General features: G+C 43.3%; 20 protein-coding genes, 1 other RNA gene and 1 pseudogene. 12 read left to right on the forward strand and 10 right to left on the reverse strand.

Annotated features, from left to right (window positions below):
* Positions 1-242 precede the first annotated feature (242 nt).
* The 3 genes from lon to FTT83_RS08990 form a co-directional block, all read right to left on the reverse strand.
* Positions 243-2,669, reverse strand: a complete 2,427-nt coding sequence (gene lon, locus FTT83_RS08980) for an endopeptidase La (RefSeq protein WP_180176370.1) — start codon at positions 2,667-2,669, stop codon at positions 243-245.
* Positions 2,670-2,816: 147 nt separating this feature from the next.
* On the reverse strand, positions 2,817-3,404 hold the full coding sequence (locus FTT83_RS08985) for a 5-formyltetrahydrofolate cyclo-ligase (RefSeq protein ID WP_180176371.1): 588 nt from the start codon (positions 3,402-3,404) through the stop codon (positions 2,817-2,819).
* A 48-nt stretch (positions 3,405-3,452) separates the two neighbouring features.
* The gene (locus FTT83_RS08990; RefSeq protein WP_180176372.1) at positions 3,453-3,833 is read right to left on the reverse strand and encodes a MerR family transcriptional regulator; all 381 of its coding nucleotides are present in this window, start codon (positions 3,831-3,833) and stop codon (positions 3,453-3,455) included.
* An 82-nt stretch (positions 3,834-3,915) separates the two neighbouring features.
* Here FTT83_RS08990 and FTT83_RS08995 point away from each other — a divergent pair, with 82 nt between their 5' ends.
* Complete coding sequence (locus FTT83_RS08995) at positions 3,916-7,008, forward strand: heavy metal translocating P-type ATPase (RefSeq protein WP_180176373.1); 3,093 nt, start codon at positions 3,916-3,918, stop codon at positions 7,006-7,008.
* Positions 7,009-7,179: 171 nt separating this feature from the next.
* Here FTT83_RS08995 and ssrS read toward each other — a convergent pair.
* The 3 genes from ssrS to FTT83_RS09010 all read right to left on the reverse strand — a co-directional run bounded on the left by ssrS (position 7,180) and on the right by FTT83_RS09010 (position 8,302).
* A non-coding RNA gene (ssrS, locus tag FTT83_RS09000) (6S RNA) lies at positions 7,180-7,363 on the reverse strand.
* Between the two features lie 100 nt (positions 7,364-7,463).
* Positions 7,464-7,748 carry a cell division protein ZapA gene (locus FTT83_RS09005; RefSeq protein WP_086194931.1) on the reverse strand — a complete coding sequence of 95 codons (285 nt, stop codon included), beginning with the start codon at positions 7,746-7,748 and terminating at the stop codon, positions 7,464-7,466.
* A gap of 2 nt (positions 7,749-7,750) precedes the next feature.
* Positions 7,751-8,302 (reverse strand): hypothetical protein, encoded by a 552-nt coding sequence (locus FTT83_RS09010; RefSeq protein ID WP_166170981.1) that lies wholly within the window; start codon positions 8,300-8,302, stop codon positions 7,751-7,753.
* Between the two features lie 64 nt (positions 8,303-8,366).
* Between FTT83_RS09010 and FTT83_RS09015 the strand changes: the two genes are divergently transcribed.
* From FTT83_RS09015 to FTT83_RS09040, 6 genes are all read left to right on the forward strand, one after another.
* Complete coding sequence (locus FTT83_RS09015) at positions 8,367-8,999, forward strand: UPF0149 family protein (protein ID WP_180176374.1); 633 nt, start codon at positions 8,367-8,369, stop codon at positions 8,997-8,999.
* Positions 9,000-9,074: 75 nt separating this feature from the next.
* On the forward strand, positions 9,075-10,406 hold the full coding sequence (gene pepP, locus FTT83_RS09020; RefSeq protein WP_180176392.1) for a Xaa-Pro aminopeptidase: 1,332 nt from the start codon (positions 9,075-9,077) through the stop codon (positions 10,404-10,406).
* 444 nt (positions 10,407-10,850) lie between these two features.
* Positions 10,851-11,087: a DUF378 domain-containing protein gene (locus FTT83_RS09025; RefSeq protein WP_180176375.1), complete on the forward strand. Its 237-nt coding sequence runs from the start codon at positions 10,851-10,853 to the stop codon at positions 11,085-11,087.
* Positions 11,088-11,528: 441 nt separating this feature from the next.
* Complete coding sequence (gene ubiH / locus FTT83_RS09030) at positions 11,529-12,737, forward strand: 2-octaprenyl-6-methoxyphenyl hydroxylase (protein ID WP_180176376.1); 1,209 nt, start codon at positions 11,529-11,531, stop codon at positions 12,735-12,737.
* A complete protein-coding gene (locus tag FTT83_RS09035) occupies positions 12,734-13,981 on the forward strand; it encodes an FAD-dependent monooxygenase (protein WP_180176377.1) in 1,248 nt (415 codons plus the stop codon). The genes ubiH and FTT83_RS09035 overlap by 4 nt, the downstream gene beginning before the upstream one ends.
* Before the next feature lie 176 nt (positions 13,982-14,157).
* Positions 14,158-14,406 carry a hypothetical protein gene (locus FTT83_RS09040; protein WP_086194938.1) on the forward strand — a complete coding sequence of 83 codons (249 nt, stop codon included), beginning with the start codon at positions 14,158-14,160 and terminating at the stop codon, positions 14,404-14,406.
* Between the two features lie 80 nt (positions 14,407-14,486).
* On the opposite strand, the gene rsmI is transcribed toward FTT83_RS09040, so the two are convergent.
* Positions 14,487-15,326, reverse strand: coding sequence for a 16S rRNA (cytidine(1402)-2'-O)-methyltransferase (gene rsmI, locus FTT83_RS09045; protein WP_180176378.1), 840 nt, complete (start codon positions 15,324-15,326; stop codon positions 14,487-14,489).
* Positions 15,327-15,338: 12 nt separating this feature from the next.
* Here rsmI and FTT83_RS09050 point away from each other — a divergent pair, with 12 nt between their 5' ends.
* Genes FTT83_RS09050 through FTT83_RS09065 form a run of 4 tightly spaced genes read left to right on the forward strand, consistent with a single transcriptional unit; the run spans position 15,339 to position 18,323 of the window.
* On the forward strand, positions 15,339-16,277 hold the full coding sequence (locus FTT83_RS09050; RefSeq protein WP_180176379.1) for a penicillin-binding protein activator: 939 nt from the start codon (positions 15,339-15,341) through the stop codon (positions 16,275-16,277).
* A complete protein-coding gene (locus tag FTT83_RS09055; RefSeq protein ID WP_180176380.1) occupies positions 16,274-16,702 on the forward strand; it encodes a YraN family protein in 429 nt (142 codons plus the stop codon). The genes FTT83_RS09050 and FTT83_RS09055 overlap by 4 nt, the downstream gene beginning before the upstream one ends.
* Before the next feature lie 60 nt (positions 16,703-16,762).
* Positions 16,763-17,446 carry a BON domain-containing protein gene (locus tag FTT83_RS09060; RefSeq protein WP_166170967.1) on the forward strand — a complete coding sequence of 228 codons (684 nt, stop codon included), beginning with the start codon at positions 16,763-16,765 and terminating at the stop codon, positions 17,444-17,446.
* Positions 17,436-18,323 carry an alpha/beta hydrolase gene (locus FTT83_RS09065; protein ID WP_086194943.1) on the forward strand — a complete coding sequence of 296 codons (888 nt, stop codon included), beginning with the start codon at positions 17,436-17,438 and terminating at the stop codon, positions 18,321-18,323. Before FTT83_RS09060 ends, FTT83_RS09065 begins: the two co-directional genes overlap by 11 nt.
* A 1-nt stretch (position 18,324) precedes the next feature.
* Here the strand turns inward: FTT83_RS09065 and nudC are convergent, their stop codons facing one another.
* The 3 genes from nudC to dnaQ form a co-directional block, all read right to left on the reverse strand.
* A complete protein-coding gene (gene nudC / locus FTT83_RS09070) occupies positions 18,325-19,098 on the reverse strand; it encodes an NAD(+) diphosphatase (protein WP_180176381.1) in 774 nt (257 codons plus the stop codon).
* Positions 19,098-20,744 carry a chemotaxis protein gene (locus tag FTT83_RS09075; protein WP_180042736.1) on the reverse strand — a complete coding sequence of 549 codons (1,647 nt, stop codon included), beginning with the start codon at positions 20,742-20,744 and terminating at the stop codon, positions 19,098-19,100. The genes nudC and FTT83_RS09075 overlap by 1 nt, the downstream gene beginning before the upstream one ends.
* Positions 20,745-20,870: 126 nt before the next feature.
* Positions 20,871-22,343, reverse strand: coding sequence for a DNA polymerase III subunit epsilon (dnaQ, locus tag FTT83_RS09080; protein ID WP_180081400.1), 1,473 nt, complete (start codon positions 22,341-22,343; stop codon positions 20,871-20,873).
* 221 nt (positions 22,344-22,564) lie between these two features.
* On the opposite strand from dnaQ, the pseudogene FTT83_RS09085 reads away from it, so the two are divergent.
* A pseudogene (locus FTT83_RS09085) lies at positions 22,565-25,837 on the forward strand (LysM peptidoglycan-binding domain-containing protein); the annotation flags it as partial.
* Between the last annotated feature and the right edge of the window lie 129 nt (positions 25,838-25,966).

The following is a 25,966-nucleotide window of genomic DNA, read 5'->3' on the forward strand; positions in this document are numbered from 1 at the left end:
CTAATGAAATATTGGGACTGCGATCAAAAGGTCATCCACCTGGAGATGTAGATGACCATTCACATAACTTATTAATAACTTTTTAAGTAGAAATAAATCAGAAACCTACAGCGCATCATTATCTATACCATATTAAATGGGGATGAGCTGCTGGTTTTTCAAGCTAATGTTTTATGAATATGGTAAAAAATTTACACAAAAAAAGAGAGCCGAAGCTCTCCTCTTTTTGTAGCTAAATGCAATTAATGACGCGCTGCTTTGCCTTCTGCAATTGGTTTAACAATCGGTGCTTTCACCAAAGGTTTTGGTGCTTCTACCAAGGCCAATGGCAAGATCTCATCGATGCTTTTCACGGTCTTAATTTCAAGGCCGGCTTTAACATTTTCTGGAATTTCCACCAGGTCACGAGCGTTCTCTTGAGGGATAAATACTAGCTTGATGCCACCGCGATGTGCAGCTAAAAGTTTTTCCTTCAAGCCACCAATGCGCATTGCACGACCGCCCAGATTGGTTTCACCGGTCATGGCAATATCGGCACGTACCGGAATGCCTGTGAAAGCTGAAACCAGTGCGGTAGTTAAGGCTAAACCTGCAGATGGACCATCTTTCGGTGTTGCACCTTCAGGTAAATGCACATGAATATCGGTTTCTTCAAATCTTGAAGCCTCAATACCCAAGGCATCGGCACGAGTACGCACCACAGTCATTGCAGCGGTAATGGATTCTTTCATCACATCACCGAGTGAACCGGTGGTAATGAATTTACCTTTACCTTTTACCGCAGCAACTTCAATCGAAAGCAATTCGCCACCAACTGAAGTCCAAGCCAGGCCATTGACACGACCGACTTGCGCTTCTTCTTCCGCCATACCGAAGTCGAACTTATGTACGCCCAGGTAATCAGACAGGTTTTCAGCAGTGACATCGATATGCAAGTTTTTGGCTTTTTTGCTGACCGCTTCTTTCACCACTTTACGGGCAATTTTTGACACTTCACGTTCTAGGCTACGCACACCGGCTTCGCGAGTATAACGACGCACGATGTCACGGATCGCTTCTTCATGAATGGTCAATTCTTTTGCACGTAAACCATTGTCTTTAATGGCTTTAGGAACCAGATAACGTTCGGCAATATTGACTTTTTCCTCTTCGGTATAACCCGGTAGACGGATCACTTCCATACGGTCTAAAAGAGCCTCAGGAATATTCATGCTGTTTGCAGTACAGATGAACATCACTTCAGACAGGTCAAGATCAAGATCGAGGTAGTGATCGTTGAATTTACTGTTTTGTGATGGATCCAGTACTTCAAGCAAGGCAGAAGCAGGGTCGCCACGGTAATCCTGTGCCATCTTGTCAATTTCGTCGAGCAAGAACAGCGGGTTCTTCACGCCTACTTTTGTCAGTGATTGCACGATTTTACCCGGCATCGCACCGATATAGGTACGACGGTGACCGCGGATTTCTGCTTCGTCACGTACGCCACCTAGGGCCATACGCACAAATTCACGACCTGTAGCTTTGGCAACCGACTCACCAAGTGAAGTTTTACCTACCCCTGGAGGGCCAACCAGGCAAAGAATCGGGCCTTTGAGCTTTTTCACACGAGATTGTACTGCAAGATATTCCACAATACGGTCTTTGACTTCATCTAAACCGTAGTGATCGGCATCTAAAATCTCTTGTGCTTTCGCCAAATTGATGCTGACTTTGCTAGCTTTATTCCAAGGCGTATCTAAAATCGCCTCGATATAGTTGCGCACCACAGCAGCTTCACTTGAAGCGGGCTGCATGGCTTTGAGCTTACGGAATTCAGATTCGGCTTTTTTACGCACGTGTTCAGGTAAATCCGCTTCTTCCAGACGACGTTCAATTTCAGCGACATCATCTTCAGCACCGCCATTCATGTCGGAAAGCTCGCGCTGAATCACCTTCATTTTTTCATTCAGGAAATATTCGCGCTGGTTTTTCTCCATCTGGCGTTTTACCGAGTCATGCAAGGTTTGTTCAATCTGCTGTTCTTCAGACTGTTGCAACAAATAAGTCATGAGCTCAGTCAAATGTGCTTCAAAGTCATCCTGTTCCAAAAACTTTTGCTTGATATCAATGTTCAGTGGGACACGGGTGGCAACAAAGAACAAGAGTTGCAACAAGTCATCGATTTTATTTGCAGCAGTAACCAATTCACGTGCATTACGTAATTTGGCTTCTGCATACTGGGCAAATAAAGTTCGCAGTTCTTGCACACGTGTTGCTTGAGAACCAGCCTCAACATTGACCGTCATTGGGCTAAGGGCATGTTCGGCTGATAAATATTCATCATGGTCGATGATTTTCACCAGTTTAGAACGGTGTAGACCCTCAATAAGTACTTTTATACAGTTTTCATCATTTTCATGATTCACAACTTGCACAATCTTCGCGACAGTACCGTATTGATATAAGTTGTCGTGATCAATTTCTTCTGTAAGAGAATCTTGTTGTGCAACTACAAATACGAGATTGTCACTGTTACGGGCCACGTCAACTGCTTTGATCGATTTTTCACGACCTACAAATAACGCAATTTGCATGTGTGGATAAACCACCACATCACGTAGCGCTAAAAGTGGTAATACGCTTGGAACCTGTGTATCTAAGGTTTCTTGATTCATAATAATTTCAGACATGGGCACTCCTAATGAGTAACAACAGTGTTGCCATGTTTTTTATAGTGATGGGTATTTTAAAAAATACAAGGGCAGGGCAAATGAAAATGTATAAAAAATGAGTAAATGTGTGATTTTAAAATATTCTTGTCAGTCAAAAATACCCATTCAACGCTTAAAGTGTAGGTATTTTGCAGGGGTAAGTAAGGCATCGAGAGGTTGATCCCAGACTTCACGATGTAAAGGCTGCTGAATCAGCTGAAAGGCATGTGCAATACCAAGCCGATAGGGTTTATGGGGGGCGCTGGCCAGGGTTTTATCATAGAAACCGCCGCCCATCCCAATGCGGGTACCGTGAATATCACAGGCCAGCAAAGGCATCATTAAAAAATCCAGCGTCGAAACATGCAGGCCACGCCCGGCCATAGGCTCTTTCATGCCGAGTGGATGATATGAAAATTGATTGTTTCGGTATTGCTGTTGCGTGATTTTGACCCAGTGCAATTGCTGGTTCATGGTGCAAATCATTGGCAGATAAACCTGTTTATGCTGTTTAAAGCAGTATTCAATGATTTTTTGGGTATGGATTTCACCAAAGGCATTCAGATAGATGCCGATTTTTTTGGCATGCTGAAAAGGTTTTAGCCGGATCAGTTGCTGAAATACTTTTTGTTGCGCCTGTTTTTGTTGAAAGCTGGAAACGGCTCTGCGCTGATGTCGAAGTTGCTTGCGTAAAACTTTTAAATCCACTGACATCGGTTATAAATTCCCCAAAAATATATACATTTTTATCGTAAAAGCAGTTTAACTGTTTTTTAGCTCTTTCAAAATCGGGCAACAGCTTTCATTGGTGGTTTTACATTCATCTACCCAGCTGCTTAAACGGGTTTTGAGTGCCTGCAATTCCTGAATTCGTTGATCAATTTTTTCCAATCGTTGCTCAATGACATGTCTCACCTGTTCACGGTCTTCGAGTTGAAGTTGCAGTAATTCCTGTATTTCACTGAGTTGCAAGCCTGCATCTTTGCCTTTTTGAATAAAGCTTAAGGTTTCAATATCTTTGTCATTGTAATAACGGTAACTCTGCGTGGATTCAGGTACGCGCATTAAACCGATGCGTTGATAATAGCGAATGGTTTCGACGTTTACATGACAGTGTTTGGCCAGTTTTCCGATAGTGAGCATAAAATATCCTCAAATGACTTGACTCTGTACTTGGGTACAGACTTTATGCTAACACAATGAAAGAATAAAATAGGTGAGTCGGATGAATGAGCAACAAAAATCTGCCTGCTGTGCAAAACAGGATTCAGTCCTTGAATTAGTGAAAGTTGATCCAGTCTGTGGAATGAACGTTTCGGAAAGTTCAGCACATTATTTTGAATATCTGGGGAAAAAATATTTATTTTGTTGTGATGGCTGCAAACAAAAGTTTATTAAAAATCCTGAAGCTTACCTTCAAGAAACCACGCCTAAATCAGACTGTGGCTGTGCAAATAAAGCTAAAGTTGTAGCGGCCTCATCTTCATGTTGTGGTAGTCAAAAAGCTGAGTCACAACAGTATATTGATCCCGTCTGTGGTATGACCGTGACGGATTTATCCAAGCCGCACACTACATACTTAGATAAAAGTTATTATTTTTGCGGTCAGGGCTGTTTGAATAAATTTCAGGCCAATCCAGAACAGTATTTAGAAAAAAATAAATCTAAAACTTCGGGCTGCGGCTGTGCATTTCAATTAAAAACAGATGAAAAAAAATCTTGCTGCGGTTCTCAAAATCAACCACCCGTAGCGCAATCATTAGGCTGTTGTGCGGGAAATAAAGCACAAACCGTAGAGCAGGTGAGTGAAATAATAGTTGATCCGGTTTGTGGCATGCAGGTTAAAACGGATTCTAAATGGCATAGCAAGTTTGAATCAAAAGATTATTATTTCTGTTCAGAACGCTGTCTGAATAAATTTACCCAGCAACCTGAACAATATCTACAAACTCTGCAAACAGCATCCTCCTGCTGTGCTTCAACAGCAAAAGTGGCAGTTGCAGAAAAGCAATCCAGCTGCTGTGGCGGAACTCATCCTGCATCATCACCTCATTCTGAGGTCGATCCTGTCTGTGGCATGTCGGTAGACACTTCAACCGATTTAAAAACTGATTATTCGGGTAAAACTTACTATTTCTGCAATCCGTATTGCCTGGAAAAGTTTAAAGGAGACCCTGAATTTTATTTGCTTCCAGCAGATCAGCGACCTGTGCCGGAAGGTGCTGCTGACATGGATTATACCTGTCCCATGGATCCTGAAATTGTGCAAAAAGGACCGGGAACCTGTCCAATCTGCGGTATGGCTTTGGAACCTATGCAACCTAGTTTGAATGATGCACCGAATCCTGAGATGGTCGATTTCAGTCACCGTTTCTGGATCACGTTGCCACTGACTTTAATCGTCTTTGTATTGGCCATGGGGTCGCATATCCATGCCTTTATTCCGCAGCATATTCAGCCGTGGATTGAACTGGTGCTGTCTATTCCCGTCATCCTTTGGGCGGGTAAGCCGTTTATCGAACGTTGCTGGACTTCTTATAAAACACGTAATCTGAACATGTGGAGCCTGATTGGGGTCGGGGTGCTGGCGGCCTTTATTTACAGTGTTGTGGCGACAGTTTTTCCATCCCTGATTCCGATGCAGGCGAAAACCGGTCATGGGGTTGCCGTGTATTATGAAGCGGCGTGTATGATCGTGTCCTTGAGTTTGCTCGGGCAAATCATGGAGCTGAAAGCCCGTGCCAAAACCGCTGACGCACTTAAATCCTTGCTGAAACTGCAACCGCATACTGCAAAACTGGTACAGCATGATCAGGTTGTTGAGGTGGATATTGGCATGGTGAAACAGGGCGATATCCTGCAGATTTCATCAGGGGACCAGATTCCACTCGACGGCATTGTGGTGGAAGGCAAAACCTATGTTGATGAAGCCATGATGACGGGTGAACCTGTACCCGTCAAAAAAGAACTTGATGACCGGGTGATTGGCGGTACGGTGAATCAGCAGGGCAGTATACGTATTCAAACCACGGCAGTGGGGGCCAATACCACTTTGGCGAAAATGATTCAGACTGTGGCGGAAGCACAGCGCTCTAAAGCACCGTTACAAAAACTTGCTGATGTATTTGCCAAATATTTTGTGGTGATTGTTTTAGCGATTAGTGTGTTGACCTTTATGGCATGGATGCTGTTTGGCCAAGCGCAATTTGATCTGGCACTGATGTGTGCAGTGGCTGTACTGATTATTGCCTGTCCATGTGCTTTAGGTCTGGCAACGCCGATGTCGGTCATGGCCACCACAGGGCGGGCAGCGCAAAAAGGCGTGCTGTTTAAAGATGCGGAAGCCATAGAAGCCTTGAGCAAAGTCACCACTTTAATTGTCGATAAAACCGGAACCTTGACTGAAGGTAAACCGAGCCTGAAAGAGATTAAACTGCTTTCAGATACAGCTCAGCAAACGCAAGTGGAACAATGGATTGCCTCGATTGAGCAATATTCAACTCATCCGATTGCCCAGACTTTAACCAAGCTTGTTCCACATGAGCAACTGTTGAAAGTCGTTGATTTTGAAGATGTCACCGGTTTTGGGGTGAAAGGTCAAATTGAGGGTCAAACCCTGTATGTGGGCAGTCAAAAGCTGATTGATCAATTGGGTTTACAGCTGCCTGATCATGTTCAGACACAGCTGGATGCGCAACGCGAGAGCGGTAATGTGATTAGCTTTCTGGCCAATGAGCAGCAAGTTCTGGCTTATATCTCGATTCATGATGCGATTAAACACAATGCCCATCAGGTGATTGATCAACTGATGGCCGATGGTATTGAAGTGGTGATGGCGACTGGTGACCACGAGCAGAATGCCAAACTGGTCGCGGCTGAGCTGGGGATTCAGCAGGTTTATGGCAACTGTACCCCGACTGAAAAATTAGATATCGTGAAAAAATTTCAGGCTCAAGGAAAAGTTGTGGCGATGGCTGGCGATGGCATTAATGATGCACCGGCACTTGCCCAGGCCAATGTGGGGGTGGCAATGGGCAATGGTACCGATATTGCCAAACAGACGGCTCAAGTGACTTTGGTCAAAGGAGATATCCGAGGCGTAGCCGATGCTATTCATATGGCAAAGTTAGGCGTGAAGAACATGAAACAGAACCTGGCCTTTTCCTTTGTCTATAATGGCTTGGGTGTGCCTGTGGCAGCGGGTGTTTTTTATCCCCTCACTGGACTGCTGTTGACCCCGATGCTTGCAGCGGTTGCCATGTCGCTCAGTTCATTATCAGTAGTCATCAATGCTTTGCGGCTGCAAAAGTCTAAATAACTGAATGCCAGAACTTAAGTGATATACCCAAGATGAAAATCTTGGGTATTTTTTGCATAAAATATTGATGAATATGGCGGAGAATGAAATGAAATTTAAAAACGAAAACTCTTTAAAATGTAAAATAGATGAATAAGTATTGTAATAAATGACACTTAGAATAATAAGAAAAAACACTCCGAAGATGCCGCTGCATGTCGTTACCCTGAACCCGAAGAAGTTCAAGGTGGACGCGACGCATACTTGCTGGGTTTCCCATTCGAAGATGGGCATACACTCTAAATATGCAGAACACAATCCGTAGATTTAAGTATCGGCAGGGATATAGACGCGCTGGCGAACACCTCAGAGATAGAGTAAGTATAACCAATAATGAGGTGTTGGCAAATCCTCAATGTGCAACAACTGTAAAGTTAAATCACAAATGTTGATAGTTTATTCAATTTAATAGGAAATTAAACCAAATCATTGAGGTCTTCTAAAATAGTCGCCAGCAAGCGATCACAATGTGCATACTCTTGCAAGGATTTGTTCATTGAAAGCACTTCCTGCATCAATTCAAGTGCAACCATAATAATCAGTTTACTCGGCTCAACACGGGGTGCTTTACGGCGAAAATCATCATATTTTTCATTTAACAATTCAGCTGCACGTTCTAAACCAGCTTTTTCCTTTTCTGTGGTTGCTAAACGAAAATTATGACCCAGCACACGCAGTTCAACGGCAATTTGTTCACTCATGATTAAATATCCTCATTTGCATCGGCTGGGTGAGCAAGCTGTTGAATTTCTTGCGCATGCTGATCTTGAGCAGTACCTAAAATTGCAAGACGCTGAATAATGGCTTCAACTTTGGCTTTAGCATGTTCATTTTTTTGTAACAATCTTTCACGTTCCTGTTGCAAGCCCTGAATTTCCTGTTGAGCAACACGGTGATCATTTTGCATTTTTTCTTTAATGACACGTAATTCATTACGTTCAGCCAGAATTTCCTGAAAACGGTTTTTAAGATCGGTACAACTTTTTTCCAAACGGCTATAGCGGTCTGCTAAAGCAGCTGCATCACTATTCAGTTGCTTGAATTGCGATTGGGTTTCGCTTAATTGCTCACTCAGATTATCTATTTCTTCTTGTTTTTGGGTAATGATGCCATTTTTTTGCACAATTTGGGCATGATAGTGCTCGTTGGAATCTGCTTTTGCAGCATTAAGTGCAGCATTTTCACTTTCATAATGCGCAAGTCGCGTTTTTAAAACGCCAATATGCGCCTGTAGACGCTGTAATTCTTCTAACATATCGTGGTCGCACAGTATCGCAAACAAAGGTAATATATAAGAAGTATAGAGATTGGATAAGCGAATGCAAGACGATATTTCAGGTTGGTCGGAATGGCACCACAATTTTTCAAAAATTGAAGAGATTTCAAGCCCAAGTGAGTTACATGGGTTACTAACGGGTATTGTTTGTGTTACTCAAGCACCGACCGGTGATGAATGGCAACAAATTTTAGCCACGCTTGAAATTCCTGCGCTAGAGCAGCAGGTTTTAGAGATATTAGCCGATGAAGCAGAAGATATTGCCCATGCTTTATCTGAAGATGAACTCGACTATTTACCTTTGCTTCCGGATGATGAACACGTTCTTGCGGATCGTGTACAAGCCTTGGCGGACTGGTGTGCCGGGGTGGTATTGGGATTTGGTCTGGCATCAGGACATATCCGTCCGGATGAAATGGAACTGATTGAACATCTGCAAGATGTGGCAGCGGTTGAATTTGATGAGTCGGATGATGACGAAGAAGGCGAAGAAAGCTATCAGGAACTTTACGAATTTGTGCGCTTGATTCCTGTGAGCCTGTCATTGGGGCGTAAAAAAGTGGAAATTGCAGAAACTCCATTGCTGCAAAATATCCAGCCGCAGTTACAAAAAAATAGCGCGACTACAGAAGCCAGCAGTGTTGTTGAAATGTTTACCCCGCATCGTCCGAGCTAATTCGGACGATTGTGTTCAAGAACAGATCCTTTAAAAGTTATCACCTCCTCATAAAAGACAAAAGTACACTTAATGATGAAACTGACTCAAGCAGATTTTCAGGAACGTCGTGACCGCCTGGCAGAAGAAATGGGTCCGCACAGTATTGCAATTATTGCCACCAGTCCGGTTGCTATGCGTAACCGCGATGCGGATTATAAATTCCGTGCAGACAGCAGCTTTTTCTATCTAACGGGCTTTGCAGAGCCTGAAGCAGTAGCCGTGATTGAGACTTTTGAATCGATTGATGAAGGTTATACCTATAGTCTGTTCTGCCGGGAACGTAACCGCGAGATGGAAATCTGGAACGGTTACCGTGCCGGTGTAGACGGTGCAGTGGATGATTACGAGGCGGATGAAGCCTATGCCATTGATCTGCTGGATGAAGAAATTATCGAGAAACTGCACAATAAACAAAAACTGTTTTATCGTATTGGTCATCAGGCCGATTTTGATGCCCGTGTAGCGAAATGGATTGCCAAAGCTAATGGTGAATCACGCAAAGGTACTTCGGCACCTGCGCAAGTGATTCAGCTGGACCGAATTGTCGATGAAATACGTCTGCATAAATCTGAACAGGAAATCAAGTTGATGCAACTGGCATCGGATATTTCAGCAGAAGCGCATACCCGTGCCATGCAAACGGTGAAACCGGGCATGATGGAATATGCACTTGAAGCAGAATTGAATTATATTTTTGGTAAAAATGGCTGCGTGCCTTCTTACAATAGTATCGTTGGGGGAGGAGAAAATGCCTGCATTTTGCATTATGTGGAAAATGACCAAGTGCTGAAAGATGGTGATCTGGTGCTGATTGATGCGGCTTGCGAATATCAGTTATATGCCTCAGACATCACCCGTACTTTCCCGGTGAATGGTAAATTCAGCCCTGAGCAAAAAGCCTTATATGAGCTGGTGTTAAAAGCACAAGTGGCTGCGATTGATGCGGTACGTATTGGCAACTCTTATAAGGAACCGCACAATGTGGCGGTACGCATTTTGGTTCAAGGTTTGCTTGAACTTGGCTTGATGCAAGGTGATATTGAGGAAATTATCGAAAAAGAAACTTTCCGTCAGTTTTACATGCATGGTACCGGACACTGGTTGGGTATGGATGTGCACGATGTCGGTTCATATAAACAGGATGGCGAATGGCGTGCCTATGAAGAGGGTATGGTGGTGACGGTTGAACCGGGTTTGTACATTGCACCAGATGATGAAACTGTCGATGCCAAATGGCGTGGTATTGGTATCCGCATTGAAGACGATGTGGTCGCTACCGAAAATGGGCCACTGGTGCTCACCAAAGATGTGGTCAAAACAGTAGAAGATATTGAAGCCCTGATGGCAAAAGCCAAAGTAGCCTAAGCGATTTTTAGGATGAAAAGCCGATCAGATGATCGGCTTTTTTATTAAAGATATGGTCTGATTAGAGCATGATTTTTAGATTTTTCTATAAAAATCAATCTTACAATTGTGGTGTATATAATCGATGTAACTATTGCTCGTTATAACAAATTCCAGATCAATTAGCTTGTTTGACGGTTCTTGATTTTCTTGCGACGAGATTAAAAAATTTCAATATTTGATGTAATTCGGGTGGATATGCATTAAATGCGAAAAATGATTTTATTTACGTTTATCTCGAATAACTTAAATAAAACCAACCCAGTTAAAATTTAAAGTTTAAAAACTGACACGAATTCAACATATAAAATCGGTTTTTAGCATCAAAGCAACATATTAAATCTGCTTTTCTTCAGATAATTCCTCTGATCCTTAAATAAACTAAAGAACAGTGGGAGAAAAATGATGAGATTAAATACTATCGACTGGATTGCTTACGCTTTGGCAATTATTGGTGGCCTGAACTGGGGCTTAATTGGTGCATTCGATTTCAATTTAGTCGCTGCTATTTTTGGTGAAATGAGCGCTCTATCTAGGATTATTTATATCTTGGTCGGCTTGTCGGCACTATATCTGATTTATACAGGAACGAAATTAGACAAAACAGTACATCATGAGCCTCAGACAAGAGTGGTACGTTAGCAGACTAAATACAAAACTCAATTAGAAACTTCATGAAGGCGATTTTTCTGTAATTTATATCATTGTGTTATGAGAATTTCATTTGAGTCTGTAAAAACGGAGCTTAAGCTCCGTTTTTGCTTCTACATTACAAGCTGATGGTTTTCCTGTGAGGAATTTCACATCCATATAGACTTGAAACCGATTGCTTCCACATATTTTTTCATGGTTGAGATTTAAGCAATACCCTTATGATGTTTACAGCGTAAGCACTAAACACTTTTTATGGAGCCAAGACAGCTAGATAATCGGCTTAGCCTGGCTGAAATCCATTCATAATTGGATATCATCTAAAAGTGCAGCGCTAATTCATTATAAAAATAAATTTCTTTGAGGTAATATAAAATCAATCAAGATTATAAGTATCTCAACCTGATAGATACGACATAAAAGGATCAAAACATGCAGCAAGAAGTAATCATCGTAGGCGGTGGTATGGTCGGGCTAAGTTTAGCCTTGATGTTGGCTAAGGCAAATATTGCAGTGAAGCTGCTCGAAGCAATTAAGTACCCCAATTATGATGATGCCGATCTTGCTCCCTATCATTCGAGCTTTGATGCACGTAACAGTGCCTTGTCACGCCGTAGCGTACAAATTTATCAGGAACTCGGTTTATGGGATGCACTGCAAGAACATGCCACGCCAATTCTGGAAGTGCATATTACCGAACAGGGCAGCTTTGGCAAGGCACGTTTAAAAGCAGAACAGGAAAAAGTCGAAAGTTTTGGTCAGGTCATTGAAAATGCCTGGCTCGGCCGTGTGTTGCTAACAGAAGTGCGCAAACAGCCATTGATTGAACTGATTGATGGCGTACAAGTGACCTCACTGACCCAAGATGCTGACTTTGCTTATATCGCAGCGCAACGTGGCGAAGAAACATTGTCTTTACAATCCAAGCTGGTCATAGCTGCCGATGGCCGCGATTCATTTTGTCGTAAAGCCTTGGGCATTGGTGCATCGGTACATGACTATGATCAAGTGGCTATTGTTACGACTGTACAAACTTCAAAACCGCATAACCATGTCGGCTTTGAACGTTTTAGCCCGCTTGGACCTTTAGCGCTGTTACCATTACCGGGTGAATACCGCCGTTCAGTGGTTTGGCCGGTGCAAAAAGGTACAGAAGGCGAATGGCTGGGCGATGAAAATGACCAGCACTTCCTTGATGCTTTACAGCAAACCTATGGTGACCGTGCGGGTAAATTCCAGAAAACTGCCAAGCGTTTTAGTTACCCTTTGTCGCAAGTTTTGGCAGAAAAACAGGCCGTTGGACGTGTGGTACTGATGGGCAATGCAGCCCATACCATCCACCCGGTAGCCGGTCAGGGCTTTAACCTGTGTATGCGTGATGCCTATGTTTTGCTCCGTTATTTAATCGAACAAGTCGCAAAGCAAGCCGACTTAGGTGATGCAGCCTTGCTGCAAGACTATGAAAAATCCCGTCTGACCGATCAGCAACGTGTGATCAAGTTCTGTGATTCGGTAGTCCGTGGCTTTAGCAATAGCAACCCTGTTTTAAAATTCATTCGTAATACCGGCTTGGTCGCTTTTGATACTATTCCAGGGATTAAACCTCTGGTGGCCAATTATGCAATGGGGTTAAAAGCATGAACCAGGTTCAGTCTGATATTTTAGATGTAGTCATTATTGGTGGTGGTCTGGTTGGTGGTCTGACTGCTTTGTTATTGGCTCAAGGTGGTGTACAGGCCACGGTACTGGATGCAGCCCCCATTCTGGATGCCGAGAAAACCAAAAGTGTTGCCAACCCACGTGTGTTGGCGCTCAGCCAGGCGACTATTCATTTATTGAAAATGGCCGGTGTCTGGGACAGACTGGCACGCCAACAGCCATACACAGGCATGCAAGTGTGGAATAAAAATGGCTATGGTGAAATTAACTTTGGGCATGCAGCAGAGCAAATACCATCGGTTGAGCAAGCTTTGGGTTCAATGGTCGAGCCAAGTTTGTTGAACTTAGCCATTCAAGAAAAAATGCTGGAGCAGCTTCAGGATTATCGTACTCAGGTCAAGGTCACAGCTATAGAGCAGGGTGTAGCGGGAATCTGGCAGATTCACCTGGCAGACGGTACCCAATTAAAAACCAGACTGCTGATCGGCGCGGATGGAGCAAATTCCTTTGTTCGTGAACAGGCCTTTATTGATCTCGATATTCTGGATTATAAACAGGCCGGTTTGAGCTGTGCCATTCGAACTGCCCAGCCGCATCAACATGTGGCTCGTCAGATTTTTCTGGAAACTGGCCCATTGGCCTTTTTACCGATGGCCAGTTTAAAGCCGGAACAGCAAGGCTATTGGCAATCCATTGTCTGGACATTACCAGATGATTATGCAGCAGAATATGCCGCTTTAAATGATGCCGATTTTACTGCATTGCTCACGCGTGAAAGTCATCACATGCTGGGTGAGGTTTTAGAGGCAACGCCACGAGCACAGTTTCCGCTTAAAGCACGTGCCGCACAGCAGTATGTCAAAGCCGGTTTAGCCTTGATTGGAGATGCCGCACATGTGATTCATCCACTAGCTGGTCAAGGGGTCAATATTGGCTGTCTGGACGCAGCCATTTTATGCGATGTACTGTTGCATGATTTGAAACGTGGAGTATGGGCGCATGAACAAACCTTACAGCGCTATGAACACCGCCGTAAAGGTCAAAACGATGCCATGATGCACAGCATGTCTGCAATTGGATGGATGGAAACGACCCAACTGTTTCCCGTGGTTTGGGCACGAAATTTTGGCTTAAAACAAGTGGAGCAACATGCGGCATTAAAAGATGCCTTCATGGCTCAAGCCAACGGATTGCAGATCTTAAAAGATACACGATATGCGGTTTAAGGCTGAAAAACTGTTTTTTGTACAAATATTTATACAAGGTTACTTTTTTGATTAAAAAAGATACGATTTTTTTTAAATTGACTCTATGCGAAACCTACAGAGATTGCTAAATTTCTTCCTAGTTCGCAATCAATTCAAATTGAAGTGATAGACGTCATTTTTGGGGAGAAAGAAAGATGACAGATATGAATGACTACGATGATGTAGAAGATACTGCAGTAGATGAAGATGAAGCAAAAGCTGCTGAAAAAGGTGCATCTGACAGTGATTCAGTTGCAACTGATGGTGATGTGGCTGAAGCTGAAACACTGACAGTGACTGCTAAACTGAAACAGCGTCAAGCACTGGAAGATGAGGTGGCTGCTTTCCTTGCGCGTGGCGGTCGTATTACTGAAGTGCCTGCAGACGAGTCAGCAAAAGATTAATTGATTCTTTTGTCGGGTTTGGCTACAGAATAAAAAGCATCACTTTTCGTGATGCTTTTTGCTTTTGAACTGACAGTTGCTCAGACCTTATTGCTAAGTTCCAACGCGCGCTGATACGCCACTTTCTTTTTTATTCCGGTTAAATCTGCGGCCAATTGTGACGCTGCTTTTACGGATAAATCCTGTAATAAACGGGTCAATAGCTGGTCCAGTTTTTCCTGTTCCAGATCCTTTTCTTCAGTTGCACCCCCAATGACCAGCACAATTTCACCTTTTTGCTGGTTGTGGTCAGCTTCAATAAACTGAACCAGTTCTGCCAAAGTCATCTTTTTGATGGTTTCAAAGGTCTTTGTTATTTCACGGGCAAAACCCACAGGACGATTGGCACCAAATATCTGGGCCATATCTTTGACCGACTCTAAAATGCGATGCGGTGCTTCATAAAAAATCAGGGTCTGGGTTTCATCTTTCAGTTTTTCCAGCTGGCTCAGACGTTGTGACTGGCGTGAAGGTAGGAAACCTTCGAAACTGAAGCGGTCACTCGGTAAACCAACAGAGCTTAGTGCTGCAATGGCTGCACAGGCACCGGGAACAGGAATAACGCGAATGTTATGTTCTTGGGCTGCACGAACCAGTTTAAACCCCGGATCGCTAATCAGCGGCGTACCTGCATCACTGATCAGTGCCATATTTTCGCCATTCAGCAAGCGCTGGATCAAGATGTCGATTTTATTGCTTTCATTATGTTCGTGACAGGCAGTCAGTGGAGTTGATATATTAAAGTGCTTTAATAATTGAGCGGAAGTACGTGTATCTTCTGCCGCGATGATACTTACAGACTTTAGAATATCAATAGCACGATAAGTAATGTCATCTAAGTGCCCAATTGGGGTCGCTACAACAAATAACTGAGCACTCATAAGGTTTCTCCAATGTTGAATAATAATAAAAAATTAATGGGCTTCATCCTGTATTGCATTTTCAATCACGCTCAAGCTGAAGTGCTGCTCATTTTACCCGAATCGGGACCTTTGGCGCGAGCCGGATTAAGTATCAAACAGGGTTTTATGAGTGCTTATCAGGCATCAGAGCTGGAAACCCCCATTAAATTTGTAAACTCGGACAAAAAACCGATTGCGCAGTTGCTTAAACAAAATGTCAATAAAAAAACTGAAATGGTGGTTGGACCTTTAGCCCGTCAGGATGTGGAAGCTTTAATCAAGGCAAAGCCGAACGTTCGGGTTTTGGCCTTAAATGATGCGTCATCGCAGTTTGCCAATGTTGAACAATTTAGTTTGTCCAAGCAGGAGGATGCGGTGGCACTGAATCAGGTATTGCAGAATGACAAAATCAAAGAGCTTTATGTGTTGCAGCAAAAAGATGCTGAAATTGATAATGAACTGTTTCTGATTTCTTTACTTACTCAAACAAATTACCGCCTGAATTTAATCGAAGAAGCACCCAAAAAGTTAAATAAACATACCGGGTTATTATTATTGGGGAATAATGCCTGGTTGAATAAGCTGACCCAACTGCCGCATAAAAATATCTATATTTTAGCAAATGCCGTTGAACAAGGTCAGACATTGCCGGTAGGGGTAAAGTTTTGTGATGCTCCGGCCTTATATGGCTCGGAATGGCCAGATGTCATCCAGGCTGTTCAAGAAAATGTCATTCCCATGGCCTATCAGCGCCTGATCGCTTTTGGTGGCGATGCCTGGCATATTGCGAGCCAGTATTTGGCTGAACCCAATTTAAAAAGTATGCAGTTTCAGGGACGTACCGGACTAATTCAAGTCAATAACAATCAAATCCAGCGCATTCCACATTGTTATGAAAATACCAAAAAGGGAATCCGGGCATTGTTATGACAAAGCTTGCGGCACATTTAAATTTGGGACAATGGGCTGAACAGCAGGCTTTAATATTATTGCAGGCTCAAGGCTTTCAGCTGCTTGTGGCAAATTATCATTGCCGTTACGGGGAAATTGACCTGATTGTACAGCAGGCTCAGGAACTGATTTTTGTCGAAGTCAAAGCACGTTCAGTCACCCAGTATGCCCAGTCCTTCGAAAGCATTTCTTTTTCCAAACAGCGCAAAATTATGAAATCGGCGCTGTGCTTTTTGCATGCCCATCCTGAATTGCAAACCTTTTATTGTCGTTTTGATGTGATTTGTTTTGATTTTCTTCAACAATTTGCAAAAACCATACAGCAAGATTTTTCTAAATTCACTTATGATCAACAATGGATTGAAAATGCTTTTACTTTTGATGAAGAGTTTATTAATCTTTGAACAAAATCATAGCGTAAATGCTGACATAAAATAGAACTGAATAATGAGGAGTCTTGCTGAGTGTTTAACCGTATTGCAATGACGTTACTGTGTGTAGCAAGTTTATCTGGTTGTGCAAGTTTTATCTCGAGTGGCACAGGATCGGCCCCGGTAGGTACAGAAAGTGGCGCCCGTTCTCTTGGACAGGTGTTTATCGATTCCTCTATAGAACGTACCGCTAAAATCAATTTATATAAATTAGACAGTCGCTTTAAACAATCTCGTGTCAATATTGAAAGTTTTCATGGCAATGTATTGTTAACCGGTCAAGTGCCGGATGCACACTTAAAACAGTTGGCTGAAGATAATGTCCGTGCCATGAGTGATGTAAAAACCGTACATAATTACATTGCTGTGGGTAACCAGATTGGTTATAGCACTATTATGCAAGATACCACGGTAACTGCGAATACACGTGGTCTGATTATGAAAGCCGTGGTAGTGTCTGATAGCAAAGTGCGCATTCACACCGAAGATGGTGTTTTATATGTGATGGGGCGTTTAAATACTGCGGAAATTAATGATCTGAATCAGGTGCTGCAACAAGTCGGCAATGTCACCAAAATTATTACTCTGATTGACAATGTGGAACAGTCTGCTATAAGGACTTCAAGTTTTAGTAGTCCTGTCGTGAATGCACAGCCTGTCGAACAGACACCAGTGGCTATTGATCCGGATCAAGCAGAGCCCACCTATGCTCAATAAGGTTGTACAAACAGTTAGAAAGGAAATCCAGCAAAAAGTCGAAAAAGTGCAAATCCTGTACAAGGATTTTCGCCTTTACGATTTTGGTAGCTATGCCTTAAACCGTTTAACCCCGCGTAAAGGCTATACGGTAATTGAAAACATTGCTTATGGCTTGAAAGCCCGGCAACGCCTGGATATTTTTACCAGCGAAGTACCGCGTGAACAGCGTGCTTTAATTGTATTTGTGCATGGTGGGGCATGGCTGCATGGAGATAAAAAAGATTACCGCTTTGTGGGAGAGGCTTTCGCCAGAGAAGGCTATGATGTTGCGGTGATCAATTATCATCTTGCTCCCGAGCATGTATTTCCCAGTTATATTGATGATCTGAGCCTGGCATTAAACTATTTGACTCAGCATCAGTCCAGATACAATATTCAGACGGAAAAACTGGTATTGATGGGCCATTCAGCCGGTGCATTTAATGTCATGTCGGCACTCTATCATCCGACACCTTACCCTTTGCAATGCCGCAGCCAGATTCGAGCCATTATTGGTTTGTCTGGCCCTTATCATTTTGATTATAAAGATGATCCGATCTGTGCAGATGCCTTTGATCAAAGCGTACCTTATCAACAGGTGATGCCTTATTATTTTGTTGAAACCAATACCGTGCGACATTACCTGTTTTTAGCGGCAAATGATCAGGTGGTCGGTCATAATAATTCCGAAGATCTACATCGTATTCTGCAGGAAAAGGGTAATCATAGCCAGATGATTACCATCCCGGGTACTGGACATGTGTCCATTATGGGTTCTGTTTCCAGTTTGTTCAGTCGCTATTTCCAGACCAAGAAACAAATTTTGGCGGTTCTGGATGAAGCTTTAAAACCCTAGTTTATAGCCATTCACGGGTATCATCTGCTACGGGATGACCTTCGGTAATATGTTTAATCATGGCGTAGGCAATACTGCCTTTAAATGGAATTTCAGGCAGTTGATCCATTTTAAAGAATTGCGCGTCGCTAATTTCTTCTTCTTGCAGCTTGATTTCTCCAGAAGCATATTCAGCACGGAAGGCGAGCATCAAGTTACTCGGGAAAGGCCAGGGCTGGCTGGCAAGATACTGAATATTTTTTACTTTTAATCCCACTTCCTCAAAAGTTTCACGGCGTACAGCTTCTTCCAGCGTTTCTCCTACCTCAACAAAACCGGCAATCAGACCGTACATATTACTTTTGTTGTTGGCATTTTTAGCCAGCAAAATTTCATCTTGACCACGGGTAATGATGGTGATGACGCAGGGCTGTATCCGCGGATATTGATGATAACCACATGCTGGGCAAACCATGGCATATTCAGTCGCATGGGCTTCAGTTGGATGTCCACAATGACTACAGAACTTGTGGTTGCGGCGCCATTCTAACAGCTGGATGGCACGACTGGCGGCTTCAAACTGTTGGGTATCCCACAAGGTTAACAATTGACGGATAGGAACCAGTTGCAAGCCTGCTGGAATAGGCTCATTTTCGAGAAGGTCACGGGCAATCACCTTATCACCCGTGTTGAAGTGAAGGTCACTTGCTAAACGTTCTACCCGAGGGAGTTGAAAGTTTTCATCGACTAGAAGTTGATGTTGATGGAAGATATAAGCAAGTGACAATTCAGACATTAGGCAACAGTTTTCAGTTTTTCGCTACTTTGCAATGCTACATCAAACATGGACTGGAGGACAGGCTGTTTCGATTTTAAATTGTCGATCAGCATGTCGGCACTGGCTAAAGTATCGAGGGTGTGGTTGATTTGTTCAGCAGTGATCGTTGCAGAATTTTCAATTTGCTGTTGAATAAAGGTCGCAGCTGTATTCAATGAAGTTCGACCTGATTCGGCATTTAAGAACAGCAGGGCACCACCAATTTCACGCAATTGGGTTGGAATATTCTCAAGCGCAGCCAGATTTTGATCTTGCAGGTACTGCATCAAGATTTGGCTGGAAAGCTCAATCACGGCTCTAGTTTCGTTCAGTAAAGCCTCATGTGCTTCATCTAAACGGTCTAAAGAAATGTTCATATTATTTACACGAAGTTGTAAACGGCTTGAGGTGTAATGGCGTTCAAGGACTCCAATCGAGTTCATTGCTGACAAAATGCAATTCATCAACTGCTGTGCAAAATTTTCATCTTTTAAGATATCACCTTGGCTAAGTGATGCAGCCTGACGCGATAAATCATTATATGCTTCATTTAGGTTCAATACTTTAAAGATATTGGCAAGATTGAGTAATTGAGCTTGCAGTTGCTGCGTTTTCTCAGCGGTCATGTTTTGATAGTTGAATTCGATATCATTACGAATTTGCGCCATTTCTGTGGTCACAAGTTCACTAATGGTATGCATGGTATCAAAATCAGGACCATAAAGATGGCGGCTAAATACCTGCAATTGGGTATCGGTCAAATGATCTTCACCAATGTTTAGCTGGCTACGGATATGTTGAGCCGTCTCATCTTCCTGACTAATACACAAGCTTAAGATGTTGGCTAGATCAGACAGACTTGGCTTGAAGCGATCTGGAGCACTAAAATATTGTGCCATATTGCGTTCAATACCGATCAGGGTGCGTAAACGTGCATCATTGATCAATAAATGGTTCACCTGATTAAATGCCACATGCACCAGATTCCAGTATTGTTTGCTTGGCGTATTTTCTGCCAGACCTGCCAAATAGGCACCGACCAGTTTGATCGCCTGCAGGTCAAATTCAGTTTCTTCCTGTTTCAGCAGCTTGTTTAAAGACAGTTTGTACAGGCGATGTACATATTGTGACTTTTCCAGACTTGGTGCTTGAGGCAGCTTAAAATCAGGAGTAATACAGTCCAGTAATGGCTCGATATACTGACCTTCATGGCTAATCGGTTTACCCAGCACAATTTCCAGACGATTCAGGGTTTCGAGCAGGAATTGTGGAATTTTAACTTCGCGTAAGCAAATAAATTCGATGTAACGTTTCAACATGGTGGTGCCTTCACTTAGGGCCACCACTTCCTGAGTATTAATTTGCGCAGGATTCTGCATAATCTTGCGCATTAACTCTGCTGAGTACTGGGCAATTTTAGCCAGACTTTGCATATCAATGAGCGCAAGCACCTGGGCACATTGTTCAAACTGATTTAGTGCATCGTCAATACCAAAGGGTAAAGTGTGGTCTTCTGCCAAAGAACTCACCGCTGATTCAACTAATTTAATGGAGTTATCAACCTCATTTTTTATTATCAGCAATGCAGTCGGGTCAAAATGAATAGAGGTTTGGTAAGAAGACATGGATCTGCACCTTTCCTAGTGTTTTATCTGTTTATGAGTAGCCCGTTCAAGGCCAAACTTCTTTACGTTTAACTATAACGTAACTGTTAAACGTTTAAATACAAAAAACCACTAGAAATGTAGATTTTATTTTGCAAAAAGACAAGCTGTTCCATGTTTTTCTTCAAATTGTTTGACCCAATTCTCATGTTCTGCTAATTCTTCGGCTGAAGGTAAAATCACAGGCAGCTCTATTTGTACAGTGGAGCGGGCTGCTTGACTCTGTTGTTGCTCGGCTTCGGTCAGGGTATCCATATCGAAAGACACCTGACCGCCGGTCATGGCTAGGTAGACATCCGCCAGAATTTCGGCATCGAGTAAGGCACCGTGGAAAGTACGGTCACGCTGCGGAATTTCATAACGGCGCACCAAAGCATCGAGAGAGTTCTTTTGTCCCGGGTGCTTGTTCTTGGCCATGGCCAAGGTATCGGTCACTTCACAGACTTCCGATAAGGTCACAAAGCCTGCACGTTTGAACTCCATATCGAGGAAGTTCATATCGAAGGTGGCATTATGCGCAATAATTTCTGCACCTTTTAGGTAGTCAAACAGCACATCGGCAATTTCTGCATAAAGCGGTTTGTCTTTCAGAAACTCATCTGAAATACCGTGAATATTTTCAGATTCACCCACCGGTTTTTGCGGGTTGATATAAATATGAATCGAACTGCCAGTCAGTTTGCGGTTGACCATTTCAATCGCGCCCACCTCAATAATCCGGTCCGTGTCCTGAAAATAGAAACCGGTGGTTTCGGTATCCAGAATTAGCTGGCGAGGACCATGAACTTCTTTGCTTCGTGGCGTAATCATGATATGCGGGTGCAGGGGTTTATCCGAAGCAGTCGTAATGTTAGGTACAATCGTGTCCAGATCTTCACTTTGTTCCTGCATACTATTTGCCTGATCGGTTTCTTGTTCTGTGTTTTCTAACAATGTGCTTTCTAAGACTTCACTTTCTGAAGGCTCATTTACTAAAGACTCATTGTCTAAAATTTCATTGTCATCTTGCAGCTCGGCTTCCATCAGGTCGAAACCAAAGGGGTCATCTAACAACCAGTCTTTTTCAGCTTTTTTTTTATCCAGCATGTCGGCTTGTTCTAAAACAGTTTCGGCAGATGATAATAGATTTTTCATGGCTTTTAAGGTTTGATCGGCGCCCCGATTGGCCAGTTGATCGGCCATCTCATTACCCGGATGTCCGGCATGACCTTTGATCCAGTTCCATTCAATGTCACGACCCTGACAAGTCGCATCCAGTAATTTCCACAGGTCCGGATTTTTGACATCTTTCCAGTTTTTCTTTTTCCAGCCATGAATCCATTCGGTAATGCCTTGTTTGACATATTTGGAATCGGTCCAGATGATCAGTTTGGCATCGTGTGGACAAAACTGAATACCTTCAATTGCCGCGGTGAGTTCCATGCGGTTATTGGTGGTTTCCGCTTCTCCGCCACACAGTTTATGCTTTTCCGATTCTGTAATGATATATGCACCCCAACCGCCTAAACCAGGATTGCCGCGACACGCGCCATCGACATAGAGAGTGATTGTTTGAGTCATATAAACCAAATCCGAACGCTAAAATGAGAGTCAAATAAACCAAGTGATTGGCATATTGTATAACGCAATTTCACTTTAAAAGTGTATTACACGGTTATTTTTTAAATTCTTGTAACATTTATAGTGAAATCGCGCTAAATTAATCCCTTGTGTCTCCCTCATGCTTCACTACAATGGCAGATCTAAAAAATAAATTTTATACGAGTTGTTTGGATTTTTTTATGTATAAACCAACCGCGATTTTGTGGCAGCCTACATTACCCAATTTTTTAAAAATAACAGTACTGGGTTCAGCTTTAGCTGCATTGGGACTGTCAGGCTGTTCTTCAAGCCAAAGTGTGACACATGGCTCAAAATCGAAAATGGTGGGTTCATCCGGATACCTGGATGCCGACAGCTTGGATTCATTGGAAGATTTATTGTCTGCAACAGACATGAGCGCAGTAGAAGGCGATCGCCTGCTGATCTTGAAACATGGTGATGTCTGGAAGCGTATGACCGTCGGTTTCAAGATGGATCAGAGCCATTGGGACTCCCGTATTGAAGCACAGCGCGGCTGGTTCATTTCCCGACAACCTTATCTGGACCGTTTAAGTGCCCGTGCTTCACGTTATCTTTATCATACGGTGAAAGAAGCGGAACGCCGTGGTTTGCCAACAGAACTGGCTTTATTGCCGATTATTGAAAGTTCCTATGACCCTGCAGCGACCAGTAGTGCAGCCGCTGCCGGGATGTGGCAATTTATCCCAAGTACCGGACGGATTTATGGTTTAAGACAGACCAGTCTGTATGATGGCCGTCGTGATGTGGTGGAATCGACCCGTGCAGCTTATGAGTTTTTAGGTGGACTATATAACCAGTTTGGTTCATGGGAACTGGCTTTGGCGGCTTATAATGCGGGTCCGGGACGGATCCAGCAGGCGATTAACCGCAATAAGGCAGCCGGCTTGCCTACAGATTACTGGTCACTGAAACTGCCTCAGGAAACCATGAACTATGTGCCACGCTTCCTGGCCGTAGCGCAAATTATTAAAAATCCGGGGGCCTATGGGGTGTCTTTACCACCGATTGCCAACCGTCCTCACTTTAGGGAGGTATCGGTCGGGCCGGTAAACTTAAATGAAGTCGCCTCCATTACCGGTTTAAGCCGTGCCGAGCTGTACCAGTTAAATCCAGGACATCGTGGGGACTGGGTTGATGAGCAAAGCCCGATGAAGATCATTATTCCTGCGGATTTAAGCCCTGCTATTGATGCAAGGCTCAAGAAACTCTCACCGAGTTCAGGTGCGCTATGGGCAAGCACGGCAAAACCCTTTACTCCGGAAAGAAGCAATCCGCCTGAGTTAAATATGCAAGTGATTAATCCGGCCAAAACAGCACCACCGGTATTAGCTACAAACACGCCTAAAAGTTCTCAGCCAGCCACTGCTACCCCAGTGAATGCGGCAAATCCTGTGGCAGTAACAAAGCCTTCAAGTAGCAAACGTATGGCTACGCCTCAAGGCCCTGATGCCTTGGCATCTTTTGCTGCAAATAGCGATATTCCAAGTGCACCACGTATTCCTGTTGCGGTGAGTCAGGTGGCGAATGTCAAGCCTGTGACGGTAGAACCTCCATTGTCTGCTGCTGAGCGTGAGCAGATTATGGCGGCAGTGAAAGCAGAAGGTGAAAATAAAACGCTAGAACAGGTACTGCAACCGGTAGCCAGTAAAGCTGAACAGGAAAAAGTCGTAGCAGAAATTAAAGCGATTGCACCGCAAGGCACCGAAATAGTCGATCCGTTTGACGGCAAAATCAAGTTAACGGCCATTCAAACCAGTTTGTCGGTCGCTGAACAGCAAGGTAAGGAGTTAACCAAAGGTTTTGCTTATCCAAAAGGTGTGGCGGAAAGTACCAAGCCTGATTCAGATGAAGCCAAACGTAACCAGGGCAAAAATTACGTTAAGACAGATACTGAAATTGTAGTGGTTGCACCGAAAGGAAAACGCAGTACCTATACCGTTCAACAGGGCGATACTTTAGCCGTTATTGCCATGAAAAATGGCCTGAACTGGCGTGATGTAGCCAAATGGAACCAGATTGATCCAAACTCTCCGCTGTACGTGGGAACCAGTATTTATTTATATGATGCCAAACCACAAAATAGTGAAAAAAATACCGAAACTTCATCATCGGCCAAGTCTAAAGCACAGCCTGAAACCTATGTAGTTCAGGCCAATGACAGTCTGACCGGAGTGGCCAGCCAGTTTGGCTTGTCGGTGAAGCAGCTGGCAGATTTCAACAATTTATCGGTCAGCAGCGGTTTACGTGTCGGGCAAAAATTATCGTTAAAAGAAACTGCTCAAAGTCATTCCGATATTGTTGAAACTAAGAACAATAATTCAAAATCCGCTGCTAAAGTGAAAACCAAATCTTATGTGGTCAAACGTGGTGAATATCTCAAACTGATTGCTGACCGTTATGCATTATCCAATCAGGAGTTGGCCGATTTAACCAGCGGATTAACTGCAGGCAGCAGTTTAATGGTGGGACAAAAAATTAATGTGCCACTGCATGAAGTAAACAGCAAGCCGGAAGAAAAAGTGAGTCCGGTTAAAATAGATCCGGTAGTTATTGAGCCATCCTATAAAACGGAAAATTATCAGGTGCAACGTGGCGATACCCTGTCGAGTATTGCAGCCAAATCGAAAATTTCCTTAACCGAACTGGCACAGCTGAATAAATTATCCAACAACAGTGGCGTTCGGGTAGGTCAAACTTTGAAGATTCCTGTAAGTTCAACTGTTCCGGAGAGTTATACCGTGCAATCCGGGGATAGTCTGTCGGCCATTTCTGCCAAATACAATTTAGGCATGGATTATATTGCCAATATCAACGGTATTAACCGCAATACGGGTTTACGTGTAGGACAGCGTTTGAAACTGACGGGTGAAGAACCTGTCGCAGCATCTAACAAAGTAGAAGCGAAAATTGAAAAAGTCAGCTTTGAAAAGAGTGATAGCCATGTAGTTAAATCTGGCGAGACATTAAGCAATATTGCGAAAAAATATCATTTACAGCTGGATTATTTAGCTGCATTGAATGGCTTAACCCGCAATTATACGGTCCGTATTGGGCAACGTTTAAAAATTGACGGGGATCTGCCAAAACTGGATGCTAAAGTGGATGAGCCTATCGCAAAAGCAGTGAAATCATCTAAAAATACCGATGCTTATACCGTGAAAGCGGGCGAGTCTTTAAATGCCATTGCCAACCGGACAGGGGTATCGGTTGCTGAATTGGCGGCGATGAATGATTTGAATGTTCGTGCCGGTTTACGTGTGGGGCAGCAGATTGTTATTCCTAAAACTGTGGTTGAATATAAAGTCAAACGTGGCGATACCCTGATTGGGCTGGCCAGCCGTTATGGTGTGGAAAGTTCCAAACTTGCAGAAATGAATGATATGCAACCCAATAAACAATTGCGCATTGGTGATGTGATTAAAGTTCCAAACTTATCTCTGTACACGACAAATTTCATAGGATCCTTGTCCTATCAGGCTTTTTCTTTCTTAAAATTGCTAGCACTTTCTTAAATTCTTCTTTTTTTCCAAAACCAATCAAACGTAGAATAGCCATTTGAA

It is taken from the genome of Acinetobacter sp. YH01018 (assembly GCF_013420295.1).
In the GTDB taxonomy this organism is placed as follows: domain Bacteria; phylum Pseudomonadota; class Gammaproteobacteria; order Pseudomonadales; family Moraxellaceae; genus Acinetobacter.

Coding starts and splice junctions, on each gene's coding strand:
- FTT83_RS08990 (WP_180176372.1), bottom strand. CDS start 3,833: ATGCTCACTATCGGAAAACTGGCCAAACACTGTCATGTAAACGTCGAA.
- rsmI (WP_180176378.1), bottom strand. CDS start 15,326: ATGAGTGCTCAGTTATTTGTTGTAGCGACCCCAATTGGGCACTTAGAT.
- nudC (WP_180176381.1), bottom strand. CDS start 19,098: ATGTCTGAATTGTCACTTGCTTATATCTTCCATCAACATCAACTTCTA.
- FTT83_RS09035 (WP_180176377.1), top strand. CDS start 12,734: ATGAACCAGGTTCAGTCTGATATTTTAGATGTAGTCATTATTGGTGGT.
- FTT83_RS09025 (WP_180176375.1), top strand. CDS start 10,851: ATGAGATTAAATACTATCGACTGGATTGCTTACGCTTTGGCAATTATT.
- dnaQ (WP_180081400.1), bottom strand. CDS start 22,343: ATGACTCAAACAATCACTCTCTATGTCGATGGCGCGTGTCGCGGCAAT.
- FTT83_RS09075 (WP_180042736.1), bottom strand. CDS start 20,744: ATGTCTTCTTACCAAACCTCTATTCATTTTGACCCGACTGCATTGCTG.
- pepP (WP_180176392.1), top strand. CDS start 9,075: ATGAAACTGACTCAAGCAGATTTTCAGGAACGTCGTGACCGCCTGGCA.
- lon (WP_180176370.1), bottom strand. CDS start 2,669: ATGTCTGAAATTATTATGAATCAAGAAACCTTAGATACACAGGTTCCA.
- FTT83_RS09040 (WP_086194938.1), top strand. CDS start 14,158: ATGACAGATATGAATGACTACGATGATGTAGAAGATACTGCAGTAGAT.
- ubiH (WP_180176376.1), top strand. CDS start 11,529: ATGCAGCAAGAAGTAATCATCGTAGGCGGTGGTATGGTCGGGCTAAGT.
- FTT83_RS09055 (WP_180176380.1), top strand. CDS start 16,274: ATGACAAAGCTTGCGGCACATTTAAATTTGGGACAATGGGCTGAACAG.
- FTT83_RS09065 (WP_086194943.1), top strand. CDS start 17,436: ATGCTCAATAAGGTTGTACAAACAGTTAGAAAGGAAATCCAGCAAAAA.
- FTT83_RS08985 (WP_180176371.1), bottom strand. CDS start 3,404: ATGTCAGTGGATTTAAAAGTTTTACGCAAGCAACTTCGACATCAGCGC.
- FTT83_RS09005 (WP_086194931.1), bottom strand. CDS start 7,748: ATGAGTGAACAAATTGCCGTTGAACTGCGTGTGCTGGGTCATAATTTT.
- FTT83_RS09050 (WP_180176379.1), top strand. CDS start 15,339: ATGTTGAATAATAATAAAAAATTAATGGGCTTCATCCTGTATTGCATT.
- FTT83_RS09015 (WP_180176374.1), top strand. CDS start 8,367: ATGCAAGACGATATTTCAGGTTGGTCGGAATGGCACCACAATTTTTCA.
- FTT83_RS08995 (WP_180176373.1), top strand. CDS start 3,916: ATGAATGAGCAACAAAAATCTGCCTGCTGTGCAAAACAGGATTCAGTC.
- FTT83_RS09010 (WP_166170981.1), bottom strand. CDS start 8,302: ATGTTAGAAGAATTACAGCGTCTACAGGCGCATATTGGCGTTTTAAAA.